Genomic DNA, 17,528 nt, shown 5'->3' on the forward strand with positions numbered 1-17,528 from the left:
TGTTTTCATCGCCCCGTATACAGGGGGCACGCAAAGTGGGTCGGTGAAGATCGCGCTGGCATTTGATTTACCTCTGGTCGTCACGGAGCATAGTGCCGAGGGGATACAAGGTGCAAATCCCGATTTCTTGTATGTAGTTCCCGTACAAGATTCAGTGGCTATTGCGGATGCGCTCGAGCGACATCTCGATAAAAAGATGATTGCCGTTAGTCATCAACAAGATCGAGGCGACTGGGAGAATCTATACCAGGCGATTTATAAGTACGCAAATATCAATCATGATGATCTTTCTTAGGAGAATGGTTTAGCTTTGCAAAGCAGAATTGAAAATATAGTAATAAGCAACAAATCAGCCGCGAAGAAACTCATTAATATCTTAGGGGTGGTCTTTGCTGTATTGGCTAGTGTTTACTTTGTCACTTTTTTCCTTCACCATTTCTCATCTTTACCTCGCCTTACTTGGGATTTTCCTGCAATCCTCAACACATTTGCCGCATTATTTTTATATGGCTTATCCTTTCTCACTATGGCTTATGTATGGTTTGTTCTCTTGTGTGGTACTGGGGAAGAAGCGCATTATAGTGAGGCTGTCACGATGCTCGCACTGGCACAATTTGGAAAGTACATTCCAGGAAAGGTCGCACCGCAGATTGGTCGTCTGGCGCTGGCAAAGATCTACGGTTACCAAGGCTCGAGAGTGATCGTCAGTATGGTCTTGGAAATCGGTTGGTCGATCTCCCCTTCTTAGTCTTTGCGTTTCTATTGTCAGTGGTGAACTTCTTGCTTTCAGGTGGGATTGCAGATTTCTTATTGCACGGGATTTTTCATGCATCACACAGCAACCTGTGGACACTCTCGGGTTTGTATTCCATCGCATGGGTCGTTGGATTTATTACACCGGGAGCACCGGCTGGTTTGGGAGTGCGAGAAACGATTTTTCTCACAGCATTGCGCCCGATATACGGCGAGGGTGCCGCACTCGGAATTACAGTAACGATGCGTGTGTTGACGGCTTTCGGAGATGCGTTGATTTTCGCCGTCGGAATTTGCCTGCGCAAGTGGGTGAGGCCGGCAGCAATTACTTGAGATCGATTCTAACGGGATTGCTTGCTCTGGATTCAACAATGAGAAATTTGTCATAGCTCCAAGCTTGTTTTAAGGATTCGCGCTTCCGATAGACTCAAATCGGATCATTGGGTAAACTCATATTCCACGCGTGGGCTAGAGAGGAGGCAGTTGAAGCAGTGTTGTTCGGATTGTTCTGCTGGTCGATTTCTGCCATTTTCATTCTATTGATAACAACCTTTGGTTATCGCCTTCTTCGAACAAACAAAACGGCAATGAACTTGGTTTGTTTCTTGTTTCTGGGAATCTTTTTCACGACCATTTTTCAATTGTCGATGGGATTATTAGGCCGGTTAGCGCCAGAACCAATCTTGATCGTCAGTGTGGTTGGAATTACTGCCTTGGCACTTATACCGGATAGTAGAACCGCAATTATCGAATCCGGAAAAGAAGGGGTTAATTTTCTACGTCGATGTTCGGTGATTTGGAGCAGCTTACCTCGATGGCTGCGGTTTCTGACCATTGTGTTTATCTTCGCCAGCGGCGTGCGGTTTACGTTTCTAATTTGGGCGCTACCGCCATTTGTTTGGGATTCGCTGACCTATCATCTTGTGAACGTAGCGGAATGGACTCGGCATGCTCGGATTTTTATCGTCGATGCTGCGGTCCCCCGCGTGGCATTGCCATCGAATTACGAAACTTTCGCAACATGGTTCACTGTTTTTTTGCATCATGACGTCGTTGTCGAGGCAGCCGGGCTTCCTGCTTACTTTCTGATATTCGCCGCCTCCTTTGCAATCGCTCGTAAAATCAAGTTGAAGTATCAGGCTGCTTGGATCGCAGCGCTGAGCTATTGTTCGACCCCTGCCCTCGTATTGGTGGTCACAGGAACGAAAAACGATCCATTTATGACCGGAATTTTTCTATCTGCGATCGCGATCATATTGGATATTACCCAACGTGAAGATCAGAGCAAGGCCAGGAACTTACCCGGCCAGGTTGTTCTTCTCGCAATCATCTTGTTGTATGCCGTAGGGACAAAGGCGTATATCCTCAACCTGCTACCGGGATTGTTCGCAATAGCCATCCTCGGGATGATCCAGAGTAACCGAAAGCGAAAATGGTTTGCCTTCATTCGTGAAATATGGCATCAAATTAGAATCATCTCCGCTTCTCAGCTGAGATGGTTGACACTTCTATTGATCGCGGGGTTATTCATTGGGGGATTTTGGAATCTTCGGAATTGGGTGCTATTCGGAAATCCCTTCTATCCTTTTTCGCTGCGTATTCAAAATGAAAACGTCTTTCAGGGGGTAGAAGGTTTCCTTCCAGTTGGTTTGGAACGTTTACCACGGAATCTGGTTAATTTCGCGGGCAAATTCGGCGATGGCAATTTTAAGATTATCCCTGCTTTGGCAGAAACGACAGGCTGGGGGTGGTTTGCTTATATCTTAGGGCTCCCTGGGTTAATTTGGGGTTTTATCAAATCGAGCAAGATTAGAATCCTCACCTTTACATTCGTGCTCACGTTTCTGATCCTTTTCATGGCGATCAATCCCGGTCCGTATAATATGCGTTATCAAGTCTATTTCCCAGCGCTATTTGCATTGGGATTTGCCGTGTTTTATGAGTGGATGCCGAAATCCTATCGCCTGGAAAGATTCATTTTTATCACGCTGATTTATTTCACACTGGGTATGAATCTGGTCTTGACGATTAATTACAATCGCGTCAGCGTGGATGAATTTGGCCACATCTTATCTGTCCCAGTTCTAGAAAGGGATGCGGCAAGACTACGGGTTTATGTTCCTCAAGAATACGAGGATGCCTTGGAGGTTGTATCAAACGATGAGATACTGGGATATAACGTGGGTATTGATGCCTTGATCTATCCGTTATATCGAGCGGATTATTCCCAAGTACTGGCTTATGTTCCAATTGATGTTGATGAAAGTTGTGAAAGTATTGCTCTCAAGATGCATACCCGAAATACGAAATGGCTTTTTACAGCAGTAATAAAGAGAGAATCGAAACGTGGATCGTTCTAGGCTTGAGCCTAGGATTTCTTTATTGGTATTGGGGTGCACAGTTTGGGAAATCGATCAGCTTCTACATCCAGTTGTTACTCGATATCTTTCCATTCCTCGGTTCTTGAACAAAGACTGCTTATAATTGAAATTAACATTATTGAATCAATTTTTTGCGGGGCAATGTTATGAGTTTCAGGTGCCATCGTTCCATGGACGAAATTCTTGTCAACCATCATTGAGGATGGGGTATAATCGTATACAATTAAATATCTAAGCCTTCGGGGCAGGGTGAGGGCAGGGATGCTCAATTCCCGATCGGCGGTAAAGCCCGCGAACGCAGCCGCGTAGAACCGTTGTAATTACGGTGCCGACGGTACAGTCCGGATGGAAGAAGGCTCCAAGCGAAGCAGCGATCGACGCTGCCAAGATTGTGGTGTGCGCCCCGAAGAGGATCCTCTTCGGGGCTTATGAATCGCTGCGAATCTCCCGCGATGTATGCCTGCGCCCCGAAGGATGCCCTTCGGGGCGTTTGACGTTGCCGCAAGACTGCGGTTCGTTGAACAGGATCATGGATGAGCGCGAACAAGAAATTGCGAGTCAAAATTCCTTCAACAACGTGGAGCATTCTCGTCGCTGTCTTCCTCGCTTTCTTCCTTTGGGAAGGAGTAAGCCGCTTGAGCGGATTGCCTGCGTTTATCCTTCCACCCCCTGGCGCAGTGTTCGACCGTTTCCTGCGAGCCTTATCAGATGGGAGCCTGCTCCACAACACTGTTGCCACATTGATCGAGGTCCTGGGCGGACTGGTGTTGGGATTGTCATCCGCAACGTTGGTCGGGTATGCCGTTGCAAAATCGCGCACGGTCGAACGCCTGCTGTCGCCGTACATCGTAGCATCCCAATCCGTTCCGATCGTTGCCATTGCGCCTTTGCTCGTCATCTGGTTCGGTCCCGGTAAAATTTCAAAAATCATGATCAGCTCCCTGATCGTGTTTTTCCCGGTTCTGGTCAACACGGTCGTCGGAGTCCGTTCCGTCCCGGAAGATCTGCGCGATTTGATGCGCTCGCTGCGGGCAACCCGCTGGCAGATTTTCCTCAAACTCGAGGTGCCGGCGGCGCTGCCGGTGCTCTTCGGCGGGCTCAAGGTCGGCGCGACACTCTCGGTCATCGGCGCAGTGGTCGGCGAATTTGTCGGATCCGATGAGGGCTTGGGTTTTTTAATCAACGTCGGGCGCGGCGTGTTCGATACTTCCCTGGTGTTCGTGGCGGTGATCATGCTGATCACGCTGGCGCTCGTTCTTTACGGCCTGGTGACCGCCGTCGAACGGCGGGTTTTGGCCTGGCATCTAACATCATCGAATTAAAAAGGAGGAATTACCTGGTGAAAGGAAAGCTGTTTATCACTGTTGCTGTGGCCTTGGCGATCGGAGCTTGCCAGTCGACGATCGATAATCAAGCACCAGCAGAAGCGGAAATGGACCATCTACGCATCGTCATGAGCTATCGGCCGGACGTACAGTTCGCGCCTTTCTACGTCGCCGATTCGAGTGGCTATTTCGAGGAAAACGATATTGCGGTTAAATTCGAACATCTTGCCGAGTCCGAATCCGTTCAACTCGTGGGGGCGGACGAAATCCAATTCGCGATCGTATCCGGGGAACAAGTTCTCCTGGCGCGAGCGCAAGGCCTGCCTGTGGTTTACGTGATGGCGTGGTGGCAGGATTATCCCATCGCCGTCGCCGCGGCCGCCGACAGCGGCATCGACGTGCCTGCCGACTTGGTTGGTAAACACGTCGGTTTCCCCGGAGTGTACGGCGCCTCGTACATCGGTCTGCGTGCGCTGCTGGGCGCCAACGGAATCAAGGAAGCGGATATCAACCTGGATCCGATCGGCTTCACCCAGGCGGAAGCCTTGTTTCAGGGAACGGTCGATGCGGCGGTCGTGTACGCCAACAACGAGCCCGTCAGGCTGGAAGCACAGGGGTTCCCGGTTGTGGTTATGCCCGTTGCCGATTACGTGAAACTGCCGTCGAACGGGCTCATCACCAACGAAAAAACCCTCGCCGAAAATCCGGATCTCGTGCGGCGCATGGTGAGGGCCATCCTGCGCGGCATACGGGAAACGATCGACAACCCCGGCGATGCTTACGAAATCGCCAAGGATTATGTGGAGGGTCTGGCAGAAGCCGACGAGACCATCCAATATAAAGTACTCGAAGCGAGTATCGGGTATTGGATCGCCGATCCGCTGGGGTATTCCGACGCGGGAGCCTGGGAGAACATGCAGTCGGTTCTGTTGGAGCTGGAATTTCTTCAGGAGCCGGTTGACTTGAGCCAGGCGTACACCAACGACTATTTGCCGTAGCCTATGCGCGATTCGATACTGACCGCCCACGATCTATCGATGACCTTCCCCAACGGGAACGGCGGCTTGTGTACCTTGCAGCACGTGCAGTTCGAGGTGCGCCGCCAGGAATTCGTCTGCGTGGTCGGACCGTCAGGATGCGGGAAAACGACTCTGCTGCGGCTTCTTGCCGGGCTGCTGCTGCCGACGGGAGGCGAGGTGATCTTCGAAGGTGAGCGGCTTTCGCGTCCAAGGCGGCGCATCGGATTCGTGTTTCAGGATGCGAATCTGATGCCCTGGCGAAGCGTACTCAGCAACATCTTCCTTCCTCTGGAGCTGCAGGGTCTCCCGCAGCAAGAATGCGAGAGCAGGGCAAAGGCCATGATCGATCTCGTCGGGTTGAAGGGATTTGAAGAATCCCTCCCGCGCGATCTTTCCGGCGGTATGGCGCAGCGCGTCGCCATCGCCCGGGCGATGGTCCATCAGCCGGACATTCTGCTTCTGGATGAACCTTTTGGTTCTCTGGATGCGCTCACGCGTGAACGGATGGAAACGGAGCTGATGCGCATCTGGTCGGCGCGCACCGTGACCATCATGATGGTGACGCATTCGATCTCCGAAGCGGTGCTCATGGCCGATCGGGTGCTCGTGTTGAGCGACCGGCCGGCGATGCTGCGTATGGATTTGACCATCCCTCTGGCGCGGCCGAGGCATTTGGAGATGGCGCATACACCTGCGTTTGGGGAGTTGGTGGCGCAGGTGCGCGGGGCCATCGAGGGTGAGGTATCGGATTGACCCGGTTCCTCAATTCTCTTGAATAGACGTGCATGTAGAAAAAGAGCGATCCGCGGATCGCTCTTTGTTTTTGTGTGCCCCGATTCGGAAATGGATATCGCCTCAAACCGATGCGTCGACGATCTGCTTATTCCTCTTTGGCGAGCGCTTTCTCTTTCTTTGGCCGGAAATGGCGGTACAGTTTTCTCAGCGGCCAGAGGATGATCGCGATCACGACGGCGATGGGAAGGACGTACAGCACGAGAACGATCAACACGTCGCCGAGAAACTGCAGCGTGTTGAGCAGCGCTTCGATCGCCGACTTGGCGGTTCCCACAGGGCGCCAGTTGCCGATTTGAAGCGGTCGTTCGGCGACATCCGGTTGCAGCTCGACCGAAATCATCGAGAGTCTGGCCGAGTTTTCCAGATATTGGATGCGCCCCTTGATGACCTCGATTTCGGCCTGCTTCTGTTCCAGTTGCGAGAATACACTCAAGGCATCTTCGGTATCTCTGGCTTCCTCGAGAAAACCCAGTAATTGTTGTTCGACCGCTTCCAAGTGCCGCAGCCGTGATTGTAAATCGGTGTATTCCTCCGTGACGTCCTGACCGGAAACCGTCTCGTTGCGGACCTCGATGGCGCCGGCTTTAATCGTTTCGAGCGCTTCATCCAGGCGCTCTACCGGTACGCGGATGGTTATCGATGCGCGTTCGCCTTCGACGCCGCTGTCGAAGGTCGTCTGGTACACGTTCATGTTGACAACGAATCCGCCCATCTCTTCGGCCATCGCGGCAATCTGATTGCTGGATTCGGTTGGATCGTTGACGACCAGAGAGAGATTGGCGTTGCGGATGACGATGCGTTCGTTGAGTGAGGTTTCCGTGGAATTGTCCATAGAATAAACGGGTGCATCCCTGGGGGCCGCGTAGCCGGATTCCGCGGGTTCATAATCATAGCTTTCACCGGCCACGTCGTAAGATACAGATACACCCTGGCCGCCTTCTAACATGGTTGGCGCGGAACGCATCGCCGCACCGCAGGCCGTGACCAGGAATCCGAAAATAATGAGCAAAGTGAGGATATTGGCTTTCTTCATGGCGAATGTCTCCTATGTGAATGAAGGATCATGTTCGCTGAAAGGACGTTTTCTTGCGGAAGAATGTTCCCCGTTACCAACCGGAATTCAGGCGCTGCGCTTGCCGTTCCGGCAAGCCGGCTTCGAGGATTCGAGTCTGCACCCGAGCGATGTCGTAGGCGATCCGGCGCATTTCCCAGGTGTTGGCCTCGGTGTCGAGAATGGCGTAGGAAGCGCGCGGATCTCGATCGCGCGGCTGCCCGACGGAGCCGGGGTTGAGAATCATCTTTGGTGAGAGGGCCATCTCCCCTTCCCATTTAATACGCCTCGTCTTGGAGAATGTATCGCCTGGCGGGCGATGATAGATCACAGGAAGATGGGTGTGGCCGATGAGCGCATAATCCGTTTTAAGTGCGTCGAAACTTCGATCTGCTGTGTGTTGATCCAGCACGTATTCCCAGATGGGTTGATTGGGGCTGCCATGGACCAGCGTGAAGTTCTGGGTGGTGATCTTGCTGGGAAGCGAGCGCAAATATTCGATGTTCTCGTCCGAGAGCTTTTGACGCGTCCAGGCCGCAATCGCGCCCGCTTCACGATTGAAACGGGAAAGGGGAATCATGCCGATAGCGGCCTGGTCGTGATTGCCGATGAGACAGAGCAAATTCGGAAGTGAGTGGACGAGTTCGACACATTCGTTGGGATCGGGACCGTAACCGACAAGATCGCCGAGGCACCAGACGGCTTCGTACGCTTCCGCAACATCGAGAACCGCTTCGAGCGCGCTGAGATTTGCATGGATATCCGAGATGACGAGTACGCGCATGAACAGATAGTAGCACGGAGATGCGGGTAAGGAAAGGGGGTAAATAGATGTAGACCGGGCGTCTGGTGACGCTGAGAAACGCGCCCGAACAGCAAACCGCCTTGCCCATTTTCCCAGGCTGCAATCGACCGCACGTGAGTGGAAGAATCGCCCCTCACACCGCATCAGTAGGCGTGCTTGTTATGACCATCTGGCTGACGTATAATGCCTCGCGATCGATGCCTATTCTTGATGAACGAACCCTCGAATTTCTCAGCCACAGTCCCGATCAGACTCGGCGATTGGGCGTGCGGCTTGGCGAACTGATCCAATCCGGGGATTTGCTTTGTCTATCGGGCGATCTCGGTTCTGGAAAAACGACCCTGGCGCAGGGGATCGCGCGCGGCTGGGGCTCGTTGGACCCGGTCACCAGCCCGACGTTTATCCTCATCAACGAATACCATCGTGCCGACTCGGCGACGTTGTACCACTTCGACGCATTTCGGTTGAGCGGCGTCGCAGAAGCCGAGGCGCTTGGATGGTATGACCTATTGGACGGCGCAGGGCCGGTGATCATCGAGTGGCCGGAGAGAATCGCCGAAAGCCTGCCGGAAGAACAACTATGGGTCAGTTTGCGCTGGGTGGACGAGATGCGGCGCGGTTTGCACTTCGAAGCCCGAGGGGTGCACTACGAACGGATGCTGCAAGCTTTCCGTCAAACGACTTTCGGGGGTTGAGCGTGTTACTTACCCTGGATACAGCGACACGGATGATCGGGATCGCCTTGCATGATGGCGAGAATCTGCTGGCCGAATCGCTTTGGCTGGGTGGACGACGCCATACCGTGCTCCTGGCACCTGAAGTGGCGTTGATGCTGCGCAAAATCAATCGTACAGCAGACGCGTTGACCGCCGTCGCAGTCACCTCCGGCCCCGGATCGTACACCGGTCTGCGTATCGGAATAGCCTATGCGAAAGGACTTGCGCTGTCGCACCAACTTCCGTTGATCGGGATCCCGACTCTGGATGTGCTGGCTCGAGGCCAGCCGAAGCGTTCGGAACCCATGCTGGCGGTGATCGAAGCTGGCCGCAAGCGAGTCGTCGGAATGTGGTACAAATGGGGGCGGAGTGGATGGAAACCACGCGGTGAAGCCGGAAATTATTCCTGGAAGGAAGTCATCTCGCAGCTTGAAAAGAAGAGTTACGTGTGTGGAGAGATCAGCACGGAGGCCCGCAAGAAATTAAAGGAACTATCCAACGTCCGTTTGGCCTCTCCCGCAGACTGCGTCCGACGTCCCGGAATACTTGCGGAATTGGCCTGGGAACGAATCCAAAAAGGCAAGCTTCCCGATATCGCAGCAGTCCGGCCAGTGTACCTCGACTCCGGAATCGAAAGTAGATGATGATCGTAGCAAAATCCACAACGACCATTCGCCCGATGACGGTTGAGGACATATCAGAGGTCCTCGAGATCGACCATCTATCGTTTCCCATCTCCTGGTCGGAACGTTCCTATCGGTACGAGTTGGAAAGCAATTCGGCCGCTCAATTACTGGTGGCGGAATACATCCACCCGGATCGAGTCGAGCTGGTTGGTTACATCGGGTTCTGGTTCGTCGTCGATGAAGTGCATATCAGCACCCTGGCGGTTCACCCCCATTACCGACGCCGAGGCATCGGAGCAGATTTGCTGGCCGACGCACTCGATTTGGCCGCGAATCTGGGAGGCGTCGTCGCAACGTTGGAGGTAAGGACATCCAATCAGGTAGCCATGCATTTGTATCAGCAGTTCGGTTTCGAAGTCGTCGGGCGAAGGAAAAACTACTATCAAGATAACCGGGAAGACGCCTGGCTCATGAAGCTGGATCATTTGGACGAATTTCGATCCGTGACGGGAGGTTCTGGGACGTGAATGCGGAGGAGGAACTAAAGCAGGTTGCTGCCGAGGTATCGGTTTGTGTCGATTGTAGGCTGCACCACTCACGCAAGAACGCTGTGCCCGGAGAAGGCCCGGCGAATGCCGATTTGATGTTCATCGGAGAAGGCCCGGGCTTTCATGAAAACGAACAAGGCCGTCCCTTCGTGGGCGCTGCAGGACGCTTTCTCGAAGAATTACTGGAAAGCATCGGTATGAAGCGTGAAGACGTTTTCATCGCAAATGTGGTTAAATGTAGACCGCCCGGCAATCGAGATCCTCAGGCCGACGAGATCGATGAATGCTCGAAGTACCTCGAGCGGCAAATCCGGGCCATAAATCCCAAGGTGATCGTTACCCTGGGACGGTTTTCGATGGGACGTTATTTTCCCGGGGCACGCATCAGCACCATTCACGGTCAGGCGCATGTCGTTAACCATCGCCTCATCGTGCCGATGTATCATCCTGCGGCGGCTTTACATCAACCTTCCTTGCGGCAGGTCGTGCAGGAGGATTTTTCCCGCCTGCCCGAGATGATCGCCAAGGGCGAAAGCATGCCGCCTTCCGACGCTGCTCCGCCTGTCGATGCGGAACAGCTCAATCTGTTCTAAAACCCAACGCGGGAGTACATGAGGCTTATGTCGAAGCAAAAGAATTCCTTGCCGGTTGCCGCGCAAGAATTGATAAACAAGTTTACGAAGCATGAGGCGCATCTCGGCGTTATCGGTTTGGGATACGTCGGCCTTCCATTGGTGGTCGTACTCGCCGAAGCCGGCTACGTCGTGACGGGAGTCGACGCGGACGCCGATAAGGTGGCACACATCCAACGCGGAGAAAGCTACATCGAAGACGTACCCGGCGAGAAGATCGCAGCCCTGGTTCGTGAAGGTCGTATCTCTGCCTCCACGTCGTACGAGGCGCTGGCAGACATCGACGGCGTGAGTATCTGCGTACCTACTCCGCTGCGGAAAACGGGCGATCCCGATCTGTCGTACATCGTTTCCGCAACGCAGTCTCTGGTCCCTTATTTACATGAAGGAATGGTCGTTGTGCTCGAATCGACGACCTACCCGGGCACGACTCGCGAAATGGTCCTGCCGGAATTGGAAAAGGAAGGGCTCGTCGTCGGGGAGCATATTTTCCTGGCTTTTTCCCCCGAACGCGTCGACCCGGGCCGGGAGGATTGGACCACGCTGAACACACCCAAGGTTATCGGAGGCATTACACCGGTCTGCACGCAGGTGGCGGCCACGATGTACGCACAGGCGATGAAAAACGTCGTGCCGGCCAGTTCTACGGAAGTGGCGGAGATGGCGAAGCTGCTCGAAAACACGTTTCGCGCCGTGAACATCGCCCTGGTAAACGAAATGGCGCTCATGTGTGACCGGCTGGGAATCGACGTGTGGGAGGTGATCGAGGCTGCGTCGACGAAGCCCTTCGGGTTCATGAAGTTCACGCCGGGCCCCGGATTGGGAGGGCACTGTATTCCCATCGACCCGCTGTATCTTTCTTGGAAGTTGAAGAGCGTTAAATACAACGCCCACATCATCGACCTGGCGAGTGAGATCAATACCAACATGCCCCGTTACGTCGTCCAACGCATCCAGAACGCTTTGAACGATCAAGCCAGGGCGATCCGCGGATCGAATCTACTCGTACTTGGCGTGGCGTACAAGGCCGACGTCTCCGACATGCGTGAGTCACCTGCGCTGGACGTGATCGGCTTGCTGCGCGAGAAAGGTGCGCAGGTGGCGTATTACGATCCGTTCGTGCCCTCGATCCGGCACGAAGGCTGGGATCTCGTTTCGGTTTCGGACCTCGTTCCTGCCGTACAAGAGGCGGACTGCGTCGTGATCATCACCGATCACAGCGAGGTCGATTACGCCGCTGTGCTGCAGAACGCCAGGTTGATCTTCGATTCCCGCAACGCGCTCGGCAGGCTGGGCCTGGATGGACCTCAGGTGGTGAAATTGTAATGGGCCGTTATCTTCTCACGGGCGCGGCGGGTTTCATCGCCTCCCGGGTGGCGGACATGCTGCTCGACGCCGGCCATGTGGTGTTCGGGCTGGACAACATGAACGACGCTTACGACGTGTGCATGAAAGAATATCGGCTGGCGAAGCTGGAAAAGCATCCCCATTTTCATTTTCAGCACATGGACATCGCGGACCGCGATCGCATGGCGGCATTCGAGAGCGATGGAGAAACGTTCGCCGCAGTGATCAATCTCGCTGCACGCGCCGGGGTGCGATACAGCGTTGAAAACCCCTGGGAATATTTTCGAACGAATCTCGATGGCACCTTAAATCTGTTGGAATTTGCCCGGCGGCGGAAGATCCCCAAGTTCATTCTGGCCTCATCGTCCAGTGTGTACGGGCCCGATGCTCCGCTGCCTACTCCCGAGGATGCGAATACGGACAGACCGCTGCAGCCCTACGCAGCCAGCAAGAAGGCAGCCGAAGTGTTGTGCCATGCGTATCACGCACTACACGGCCTGGACGTGACGATCTTCCGTTATTTCACAGTTTATGGCCCTGCTGGCCGTCCGGACATGGTCATGTTTCGTTTCATTCAATGGATGTGCGAAGGACGGACCGTCTACGTCAATGGGGACGGCAAGCAGTCGCGTGGTTTCACCTACGTCGATGACATCGCGCGGGGCACGATATTGGGTCTGCAGCCCGTCGGCTATGAGATATTCAATCTGGGAGGTCACCAGCAGATCAGTCTTGAAGAATTGATACGCGGGCTCGAAGCGCGCATCGGATCGAGCGCAAAGATAGATTATCGCGAAGCGCATCCGGCTGACTTGCGAAAAAATTGGGCCGACGTCGAAAAAGCGAAACGGATTCTGGGGTGGGAACCAAAAGTCACTTTCGATGAAGGCCTGGATGCTGCATTGGCCTGGTATCAGTCCGAACGTGCTTGGGCCTGCGAAGTCGATACCTCGGATTGAAGCCGGAGCATGTCTTCCATACTTCGTTGGAGTTCAGCGCTAGCCGCACGTTTTTTGGATAACCCGCTGTTTCGGCGGGTCGTCCGCAATACCGGGTATTTGTTCAGCGCGCAGACGATTTCGGCTGCGATGAGTTTCGGCCAGGGGATTTTCACGGCGCGCCTGCTCGGCGTCGAAGGGGCAGGGTATGTGGGCATCATCACCCAATTTTCCAGTAACATCAACCGACTGATCTCGTCCCGCATGGCGGAATTGGTGGTGAACTACCTGGGCAAATTCACAGCAAACGGCAATGAACGTCAGGCCGCGGCGCTGTTCAAAGCCGCGGCCCTGGTTGAAATCGCCGGATCCGCTTTGGCATATCTGCTTGTGATTGCCCTTTCTCCACTCGGCGCCGTACTCTTTGCGAAGAATGAGAGTCTCGCAGGTTTGTTTGCCTTCTACGGGATATCCGTGCTGGCAAATCTGATGTATGAAAGCGCCACCGGGTTGCTGCAGTTCCACAACCGTTTTCGGGTGATTGCTTTCATTACTGTGGGGCAAAGTGCACTCACTCTGATCTTGATCGGTCTTGCCTTTATCACCGGTCAATCGCTGAGAGCCGTGGTAACGGCCTATCTGGTCGGTAAAATCGCACTTGCCGTGAGCATTTCCTTGATCGCCTTGTGGCAGGCGCGTAAGGTGTGGGGCGCGGGGTGGTGGCGTGCACCGCTTTCGCTGCTCAAGGAATATCGCCGGGAACTCTTGCGTTTTGGTGTGAGCACCAACCTTTCCGGCACTTTAAAACTGCTGACGCGGGACAGCGAGATTCTATGGCTTGGGGCTTTCAGCACGCCGCTTCAGGTCGGTTTCTACAAGATCGCCCGGGCGATCACGAATTTCCTGATGATGCCGGTTACACCCTTGATAACCACGACGTACCGCGAAGTGGCACGGGAGATCGCAGATCGTGCCTGGTCGAACGTGCGTTATTTGCTGCGCAGCGGCACCATCCTCGCAGCCATCTATACCATTCCGGCGAGTATCGTTCTCGTTCTCTTCGGACGCTGGGTCGTCGGACTTTACGGGACGGATTTCCTGCCGACGTCCTACACGAGTTTGCTCATTCTGCTCGTGGGTGTGATTCCGGTCAACATCCTGTTCTGGAATCAGGTGGTGCTGCTCCCGCTCGGGATGCCCCACTATCCGACGAAGATACAATTCATCGCAGCAATACTCAAGATCCTGGGGACTTTATTGCTCGTACCGTTCTGGGGAGCAAACGGCATGGCCCTTCTCCTGAGCGGATATTTTATACTTACAACAGGCATTCTCGTCGGGAAGAGTTTGCGCGAACTCCAGATGGCGGAACTACAACCCGCTGAGCTTAGGGGAGCTTAGATCATCATGCGTATTGCTTGCATCGCAACTTCAAACGTACCTTCCAGGACTGCAAATTCTGTCCAGGCGATGAAGGTTTGCCAGGCCTTCACCCAAATGGATCACGAAGTTCGTTTGTGGCTGCCGGGTCGAACCCCGGATATGTCCTGGGAAGGGTTATCCCGGCATTATGGATTGCGGGAACAATTCGAAGTCACCTGGATGCATTCCTTACGGCGCGGCCGCAGGTACGATTTCTGCCTTCGAGCGGTCCAGGCGGCACGGCGCTGGAAAGCGCATGTCTTCTATCTCTGGCCGCTGCAGGCGGCGGCTTTGGCTTCGTCGCTCGGTTACCCATCCATACTCGAACTTCACGACCGCCCGCAGGGCAGGTTGGGGCCTTTTCTGTTCCAGCGTGCGCTGCGCGGATCCGGGCTGAAGCGCGTGCTGCCTATCACCGCGGCATTGGAAAATTATCTGGCGGAGAAGTACGACACGACCTTGGAGGGGCCTTTCTCGATCGTCTCTCCGATGGGAGTGGATTTGGAACGCTATCAGGATTTACCCCCCGCCGAAGAGGCTCGACGCGCTCTGAATCTGCGAGGATCGGTAACGGTAGGCTATACCGGACACCTTTACCCCGGCCGCGGTATCGAGTTATTATTTGAACTTGCCCGTCTCAACCCATACCTGGCCTTCGTGTGGGCGGGTGGAGAGCCGGCGGCAATCGAACGCTGGCGGAAAAAGCTTCGGGATGCCGAAATCGAAAACGTACAGCTGCTGGGCTTTGTCCCCAACGAGCGTTTGCCCCTCGTTCATGCTGCGTGCGATCTCTTTCTCATGCCCTACGCCCGGCGGATATCCGTGAGCAGCGGCGGTGACACTGCCCGCTTCGCCAGTCCGATGAAAGTCTTCGAATACTTCGCCGCCAGGCGGGCGATTATTTCGAGCGATCTGCCGGTTTTGCGAGAGGTGCTGAACGAGTCCAATTCACTTCTGGTTCCCCCGGAAGACGTGCAGGCCTGGCACAGCGCTTTGCAAAAGTTGGTCTCGGACTCGGCACTCCGGGACAAGCTCGCCGAACAAGCAGGTCTGGATGCGAGCAAATACTCCTGGCGTCGACGAGCCCAGAACGCGCTCGCTGGAATAGAGGTATAGCGTGCTTCATAAACTCGGGGTTCAACTGCGAAGATACGAATATCGATGGGCAGGCGGATTGCTGCTGTTCGGTATGTTGGAACGTTTGGTTTGCTTTCTCGTCTACCAACCGATAGTCTATTCCGACACGAACGCATACCTGCGCCTGGCGAATCCGCTGACCGCTTTGACGCTTAAAGGATACGACGGAACTCGCGTACCGGGATATCCGGCTTTGTTGGCAATCGCAGGATTGAATGAATATAATGCCTGGATCATACAACTCGCTTTGGGGCTGGCGATCTCGTTGTTGTTGTTCTGGATCACCTACAAAACGACCGATTCCGCCGCGCTGGGCGCACTCGTGGGCGGGCTGTATGATCTGATCCCCGGCCAATTCTTGTTCGAATCGAATCTGCTGAGCGAGACGTTGACGACATTCTTTGTGGTCCTTTGTTTTGCCTCCTTTGTGGCTTTCGGAGGCGCGAAGTCATCTCAAAGGCGACTCCTGGCTGTCTTCCTGCTTGGTATAACGGCGACGCTCCCCGGGATGGTGCGGCCGTATTTCTTTCCGGTTTCGCTCTTTTTCCTTCCTTTCATATGGGTCATGGGTAAAGGCGGTTGGCGCCGGCGAATCTTACGCCTGGCGATCTACTCGCTTCCTCCGCTGTTGATCCAGGGCGGCTGGCTGCTGTGGATTAGAGATACGTACCACATGCTTTCGCCGACCGTCATGTCCGGCTACAGCCTGGTGCAGCACACCGGCGGGTACTTCGAGCTGCTTCCGGATGATGTGGCGGAGATTCGCGATACTTATATTAAATTTCGGGATGCTCAGATCGCCGAACGGGGCGTGCAGACCAACGCGATCTGGGAGGCAATTCCTGCGATGAGCGAGGCGTCCGGATTGGGATTTTACGATCTGAGTCGTGAGCTTCAAAAGCTTTCCCTCGAATTAATCCGCGCCCATCCCGATCTGTATTTTGCCAACGTCGTCGAAGGCTGGGTAGATTTCTGGAAAGCTCCGGTGTATTGGCGTGCGGAGACACTTCATCTTCCGATCTTGGTATCCACAATGCAGATCCTGATCTGGATCGGGCGCGCCGTCTCTATCCTCGCCAACCTCGTTTTCCTGCTCACGTCGGCCCTTGCACTGTTGAGCAAGCGCTTGCGAAGACGGATCGGATTCGATGTCTATTCTGCCGCAGCTTCGAGTCTCGTCATTATGATCTCGATCGTACAAACGCTCGTCGATCACGGCGATAATCCGCGCTTTCTCGTCCCGCTGCAGATGATCGTCTTTTACGTCGTGATTCGCTCCGTCTGGTACGCGCTGAAAACTCGGGGGGTCACGGAGGCTACGTGAAAAAAACCATACGCAGAATTTCGCCATGGCTGGGAATCGTCCTGCTGCTGAGTCTGCTTTTGCTTCTTCTCGATCTGCGCAGCAATACGCTGTCCGGGTGGCTTGCCTATCTCGTTATGTGCAGCGTTTTAGCGCTCGTGGTTGCCGTGGTTGGCCGGATCGCGTTTCGCCAGGGCGTTCCCGGAAACGTCATGCGTGCGTTCCTGATTGCGCTTGGGCTGCGCCTTGTAATCGGTGTAACCCTGTTTCACACTCTGCCTCAATTTGGCTATGACGAAAAGCCACAAAACGCGGGATACGTTTTTGCGGATGCCTACCGTCGTGATGTCGACTCGTTTCAATTGGCCCGTTCGGACGAGCCGCTCAGCAGTGCCTTCACGAACCCGAGCGGCGATGATCAATATGGTGGTTTCAAATTCCTCAATGCGCTGATCTACCGTTACCTTTCTCCCGACGTGCGCCGGCCATTTTTAATCATGCTCATGTGCGCCGTCATTTCGGCGCTTTCCATCTTTCCGATGTGGAGATTTGCGCAGGCAGCTTTCGGGTCGAGGGCGGCAGACGTAGCGGCCTGGGTTATGGTGTTGTTCCCGGATGCCGTATTACTCGGCGCCTCTCAGATGCGCGAACCGCTAATAATCTATGCCCTCAGTTTTGCCCTCTTTGGCTATGCTAAGGTGCGTGAAGATGATTTGAAACAGGGCTTGCT

General features: G+C 54.4%; 18 protein-coding genes and 1 riboswitch. Of the genes, 16 read left to right on the top strand and 2 right to left on the bottom strand.

Annotated features, from left to right (window positions below; genetic code table 11):
- From P8Z34_14320 to P8Z34_14345, 6 genes are all read left to right on the top strand, one after another.
- A partial coding sequence (locus P8Z34_14320) for a hypothetical protein (GenBank protein MEJ2551846.1) occupies positions 1 to 295 on the top strand: 295 nt, incomplete at its 5' end.
- A 317-nt stretch (positions 296 to 612) separates the two neighbouring features.
- A complete protein-coding gene (locus tag P8Z34_14325) occupies positions 613 to 1,086 on the top strand; it encodes a lysylphosphatidylglycerol synthase domain-containing protein (GenBank protein ID MEJ2551847.1) in 474 nt (157 codons plus the stop codon).
- A gap of 158 nt (positions 1,087 to 1,244) precedes the next feature.
- Positions 1,245 to 3,113: a hypothetical protein gene (locus P8Z34_14330; protein ID MEJ2551848.1), complete on the top strand. Its 1,869-nt coding sequence runs from the start codon at positions 1,245 to 1,247 to the stop codon at positions 3,111 to 3,113.
- 252 nt (positions 3,114 to 3,365) lie between these two features.
- Positions 3,366 to 3,495, top strand: a riboswitch (FMN riboswitch).
- A gap of 172 nt (positions 3,496 to 3,667) precedes the next feature.
- On the top strand, positions 3,668 to 4,456 hold the full coding sequence (locus P8Z34_14335) for an ABC transporter permease (GenBank protein MEJ2551849.1): 789 nt from the start codon (positions 3,668 to 3,670) through the stop codon (positions 4,454 to 4,456).
- A 17-nt stretch (positions 4,457 to 4,473) separates the two neighbouring features.
- Positions 4,474 to 5,457 carry an ABC transporter substrate-binding protein gene (locus P8Z34_14340; GenBank protein ID MEJ2551850.1) on the top strand — a complete coding sequence of 328 codons (984 nt, stop codon included), beginning with the start codon at positions 4,474 to 4,476 and terminating at the stop codon, positions 5,455 to 5,457.
- Positions 5,458 to 5,460: 3 nt separating this feature from the next.
- Positions 5,461 to 6,231, top strand: coding sequence for an ABC transporter ATP-binding protein (locus tag P8Z34_14345; GenBank protein MEJ2551851.1), 771 nt, complete (start codon positions 5,461 to 5,463; stop codon positions 6,229 to 6,231).
- 127 nt (positions 6,232 to 6,358) lie between these two features.
- On the opposite strand, the gene P8Z34_14350 is transcribed toward P8Z34_14345, so the two are convergent.
- Together P8Z34_14350 and P8Z34_14355 are read right to left on the bottom strand one after the other, a co-directional pair.
- On the bottom strand, positions 6,359 to 7,306 hold the full coding sequence (locus P8Z34_14350; GenBank protein MEJ2551852.1) for a DUF4349 domain-containing protein: 948 nt from the start codon (positions 7,304 to 7,306) through the stop codon (positions 6,359 to 6,361).
- A gap of 73 nt (positions 7,307 to 7,379) precedes the next feature.
- Entirely contained in the window at positions 7,380 to 8,108 is a 729-nt protein-coding gene (locus P8Z34_14355; GenBank protein MEJ2551853.1) for a metallophosphoesterase family protein, read from the bottom strand.
- Positions 8,109 to 8,326: 218 nt separating this feature from the next.
- Between P8Z34_14355 and tsaE the strand changes: the two genes are divergently transcribed.
- From tsaE to P8Z34_14405, 10 genes are all read left to right on the top strand, one after another.
- Positions 8,327 to 8,824 carry a tRNA (adenosine(37)-N6)-threonylcarbamoyltransferase complex ATPase subunit type 1 TsaE gene (gene tsaE / locus P8Z34_14360; GenBank protein ID MEJ2551854.1) on the top strand — a complete coding sequence of 166 codons (498 nt, stop codon included), beginning with the start codon at positions 8,327 to 8,329 and terminating at the stop codon, positions 8,822 to 8,824.
- Positions 8,710 to 9,489, top strand: coding sequence for a tRNA (adenosine(37)-N6)-threonylcarbamoyltransferase complex dimerization subunit type 1 TsaB (gene tsaB, locus P8Z34_14365; protein ID MEJ2551855.1), 780 nt, complete (start codon positions 8,710 to 8,712; stop codon positions 9,487 to 9,489). Before tsaE ends, tsaB begins: the two co-directional genes overlap by 115 nt.
- Positions 9,486 to 9,998, top strand: coding sequence for a ribosomal protein S18-alanine N-acetyltransferase (gene rimI, locus P8Z34_14370; GenBank protein MEJ2551856.1), 513 nt, complete (start codon positions 9,486 to 9,488; stop codon positions 9,996 to 9,998). The genes tsaB and rimI overlap by 4 nt, the downstream gene beginning before the upstream one ends.
- On the top strand, positions 9,995 to 10,612 hold the full coding sequence (locus P8Z34_14375) for a uracil-DNA glycosylase (protein MEJ2551857.1): 618 nt from the start codon (positions 9,995 to 9,997) through the stop codon (positions 10,610 to 10,612). Before rimI ends, P8Z34_14375 begins: the two co-directional genes overlap by 4 nt.
- A 27-nt stretch (positions 10,613 to 10,639) precedes the next feature.
- The gene (locus tag P8Z34_14380; protein ID MEJ2551858.1) at positions 10,640 to 11,977 is read left to right on the top strand and encodes a nucleotide sugar dehydrogenase; all 1,338 of its coding nucleotides are present in this window, start codon (positions 10,640 to 10,642) and stop codon (positions 11,975 to 11,977) included.
- Positions 11,977 to 12,957, top strand: coding sequence for a GDP-mannose 4,6-dehydratase (locus tag P8Z34_14385; protein MEJ2551859.1), 981 nt, complete (start codon positions 11,977 to 11,979; stop codon positions 12,955 to 12,957). The genes P8Z34_14380 and P8Z34_14385 overlap by 1 nt, the downstream gene beginning before the upstream one ends.
- Before the next feature lie 9 nt (positions 12,958 to 12,966).
- Positions 12,967 to 14,337 (top strand): oligosaccharide flippase family protein, encoded by a 1,371-nt coding sequence (locus P8Z34_14390; protein MEJ2551860.1) that lies wholly within the window; start codon positions 12,967 to 12,969, stop codon positions 14,335 to 14,337.
- Between the two features lie 6 nt (positions 14,338 to 14,343).
- Complete coding sequence (locus tag P8Z34_14395; protein ID MEJ2551861.1) at positions 14,344 to 15,474, top strand: glycosyltransferase; 1,131 nt, start codon at positions 14,344 to 14,346, stop codon at positions 15,472 to 15,474.
- 1 nt (position 15,475) lies between these two features.
- The gene (locus tag P8Z34_14400) at positions 15,476 to 16,819 is read left to right on the top strand and encodes a hypothetical protein (protein MEJ2551862.1); all 1,344 of its coding nucleotides are present in this window, start codon (positions 15,476 to 15,478) and stop codon (positions 16,817 to 16,819) included.
- On the top strand, positions 16,816 to 17,528 hold a 713-nt coding region (locus tag P8Z34_14405), incomplete at its 3' end, for a hypothetical protein (protein ID MEJ2551863.1). The genes P8Z34_14400 and P8Z34_14405, both read left to right, overlap by 4 nt.

The organism is Anaerolineales bacterium (assembly GCA_037382465.1).
In the GTDB taxonomy this organism is placed as follows: domain Bacteria; phylum Chloroflexota; class Anaerolineae; order Anaerolineales; family E44-bin32; genus WVZH01.

What these genes read in the sequence shown, in the direction of transcription:
- P8Z34_14335 (MEJ2551849.1), top strand. Translation starts at nt 3,668, where the DNA reads ATGAGCGCGAACAAGAAATTGCGAGTCAAAATTCCTTCAACAACGTGG.
- P8Z34_14345 (MEJ2551851.1), top strand. Translation starts at nt 5,461, where the DNA reads ATGCGCGATTCGATACTGACCGCCCACGATCTATCGATGACCTTCCCC.
- P8Z34_14350 (MEJ2551852.1), bottom strand. Translation starts at nt 7,306, where the DNA reads ATGAAGAAAGCCAATATCCTCACTTTGCTCATTATTTTCGGATTCCTG.
- P8Z34_14355 (MEJ2551853.1), bottom strand. Translation starts at nt 8,108, where the DNA reads ATGCGCGTACTCGTCATCTCGGATATCCATGCAAATCTCAGCGCGCTC.
- tsaE (MEJ2551854.1), top strand. Translation starts at nt 8,327, where the DNA reads ATGCCTATTCTTGATGAACGAACCCTCGAATTTCTCAGCCACAGTCCC.
- tsaB (MEJ2551855.1), top strand. Translation starts at nt 8,710, where the DNA reads ATGGGTCAGTTTGCGCTGGGTGGACGAGATGCGGCGCGGTTTGCACTT.
- rimI (MEJ2551856.1), top strand. Translation starts at nt 9,486, where the DNA reads ATGATGATCGTAGCAAAATCCACAACGACCATTCGCCCGATGACGGTT.
- P8Z34_14380 (MEJ2551858.1), top strand. Translation starts at nt 10,640, where the DNA reads ATGTCGAAGCAAAAGAATTCCTTGCCGGTTGCCGCGCAAGAATTGATA.
- P8Z34_14385 (MEJ2551859.1), top strand. Translation starts at nt 11,977, where the DNA reads ATGGGCCGTTATCTTCTCACGGGCGCGGCGGGTTTCATCGCCTCCCGG.
- P8Z34_14390 (MEJ2551860.1), top strand. Translation starts at nt 12,967, where the DNA reads ATGTCTTCCATACTTCGTTGGAGTTCAGCGCTAGCCGCACGTTTTTTG.
- P8Z34_14395 (MEJ2551861.1), top strand. Translation starts at nt 14,344, where the DNA reads ATGCGTATTGCTTGCATCGCAACTTCAAACGTACCTTCCAGGACTGCA.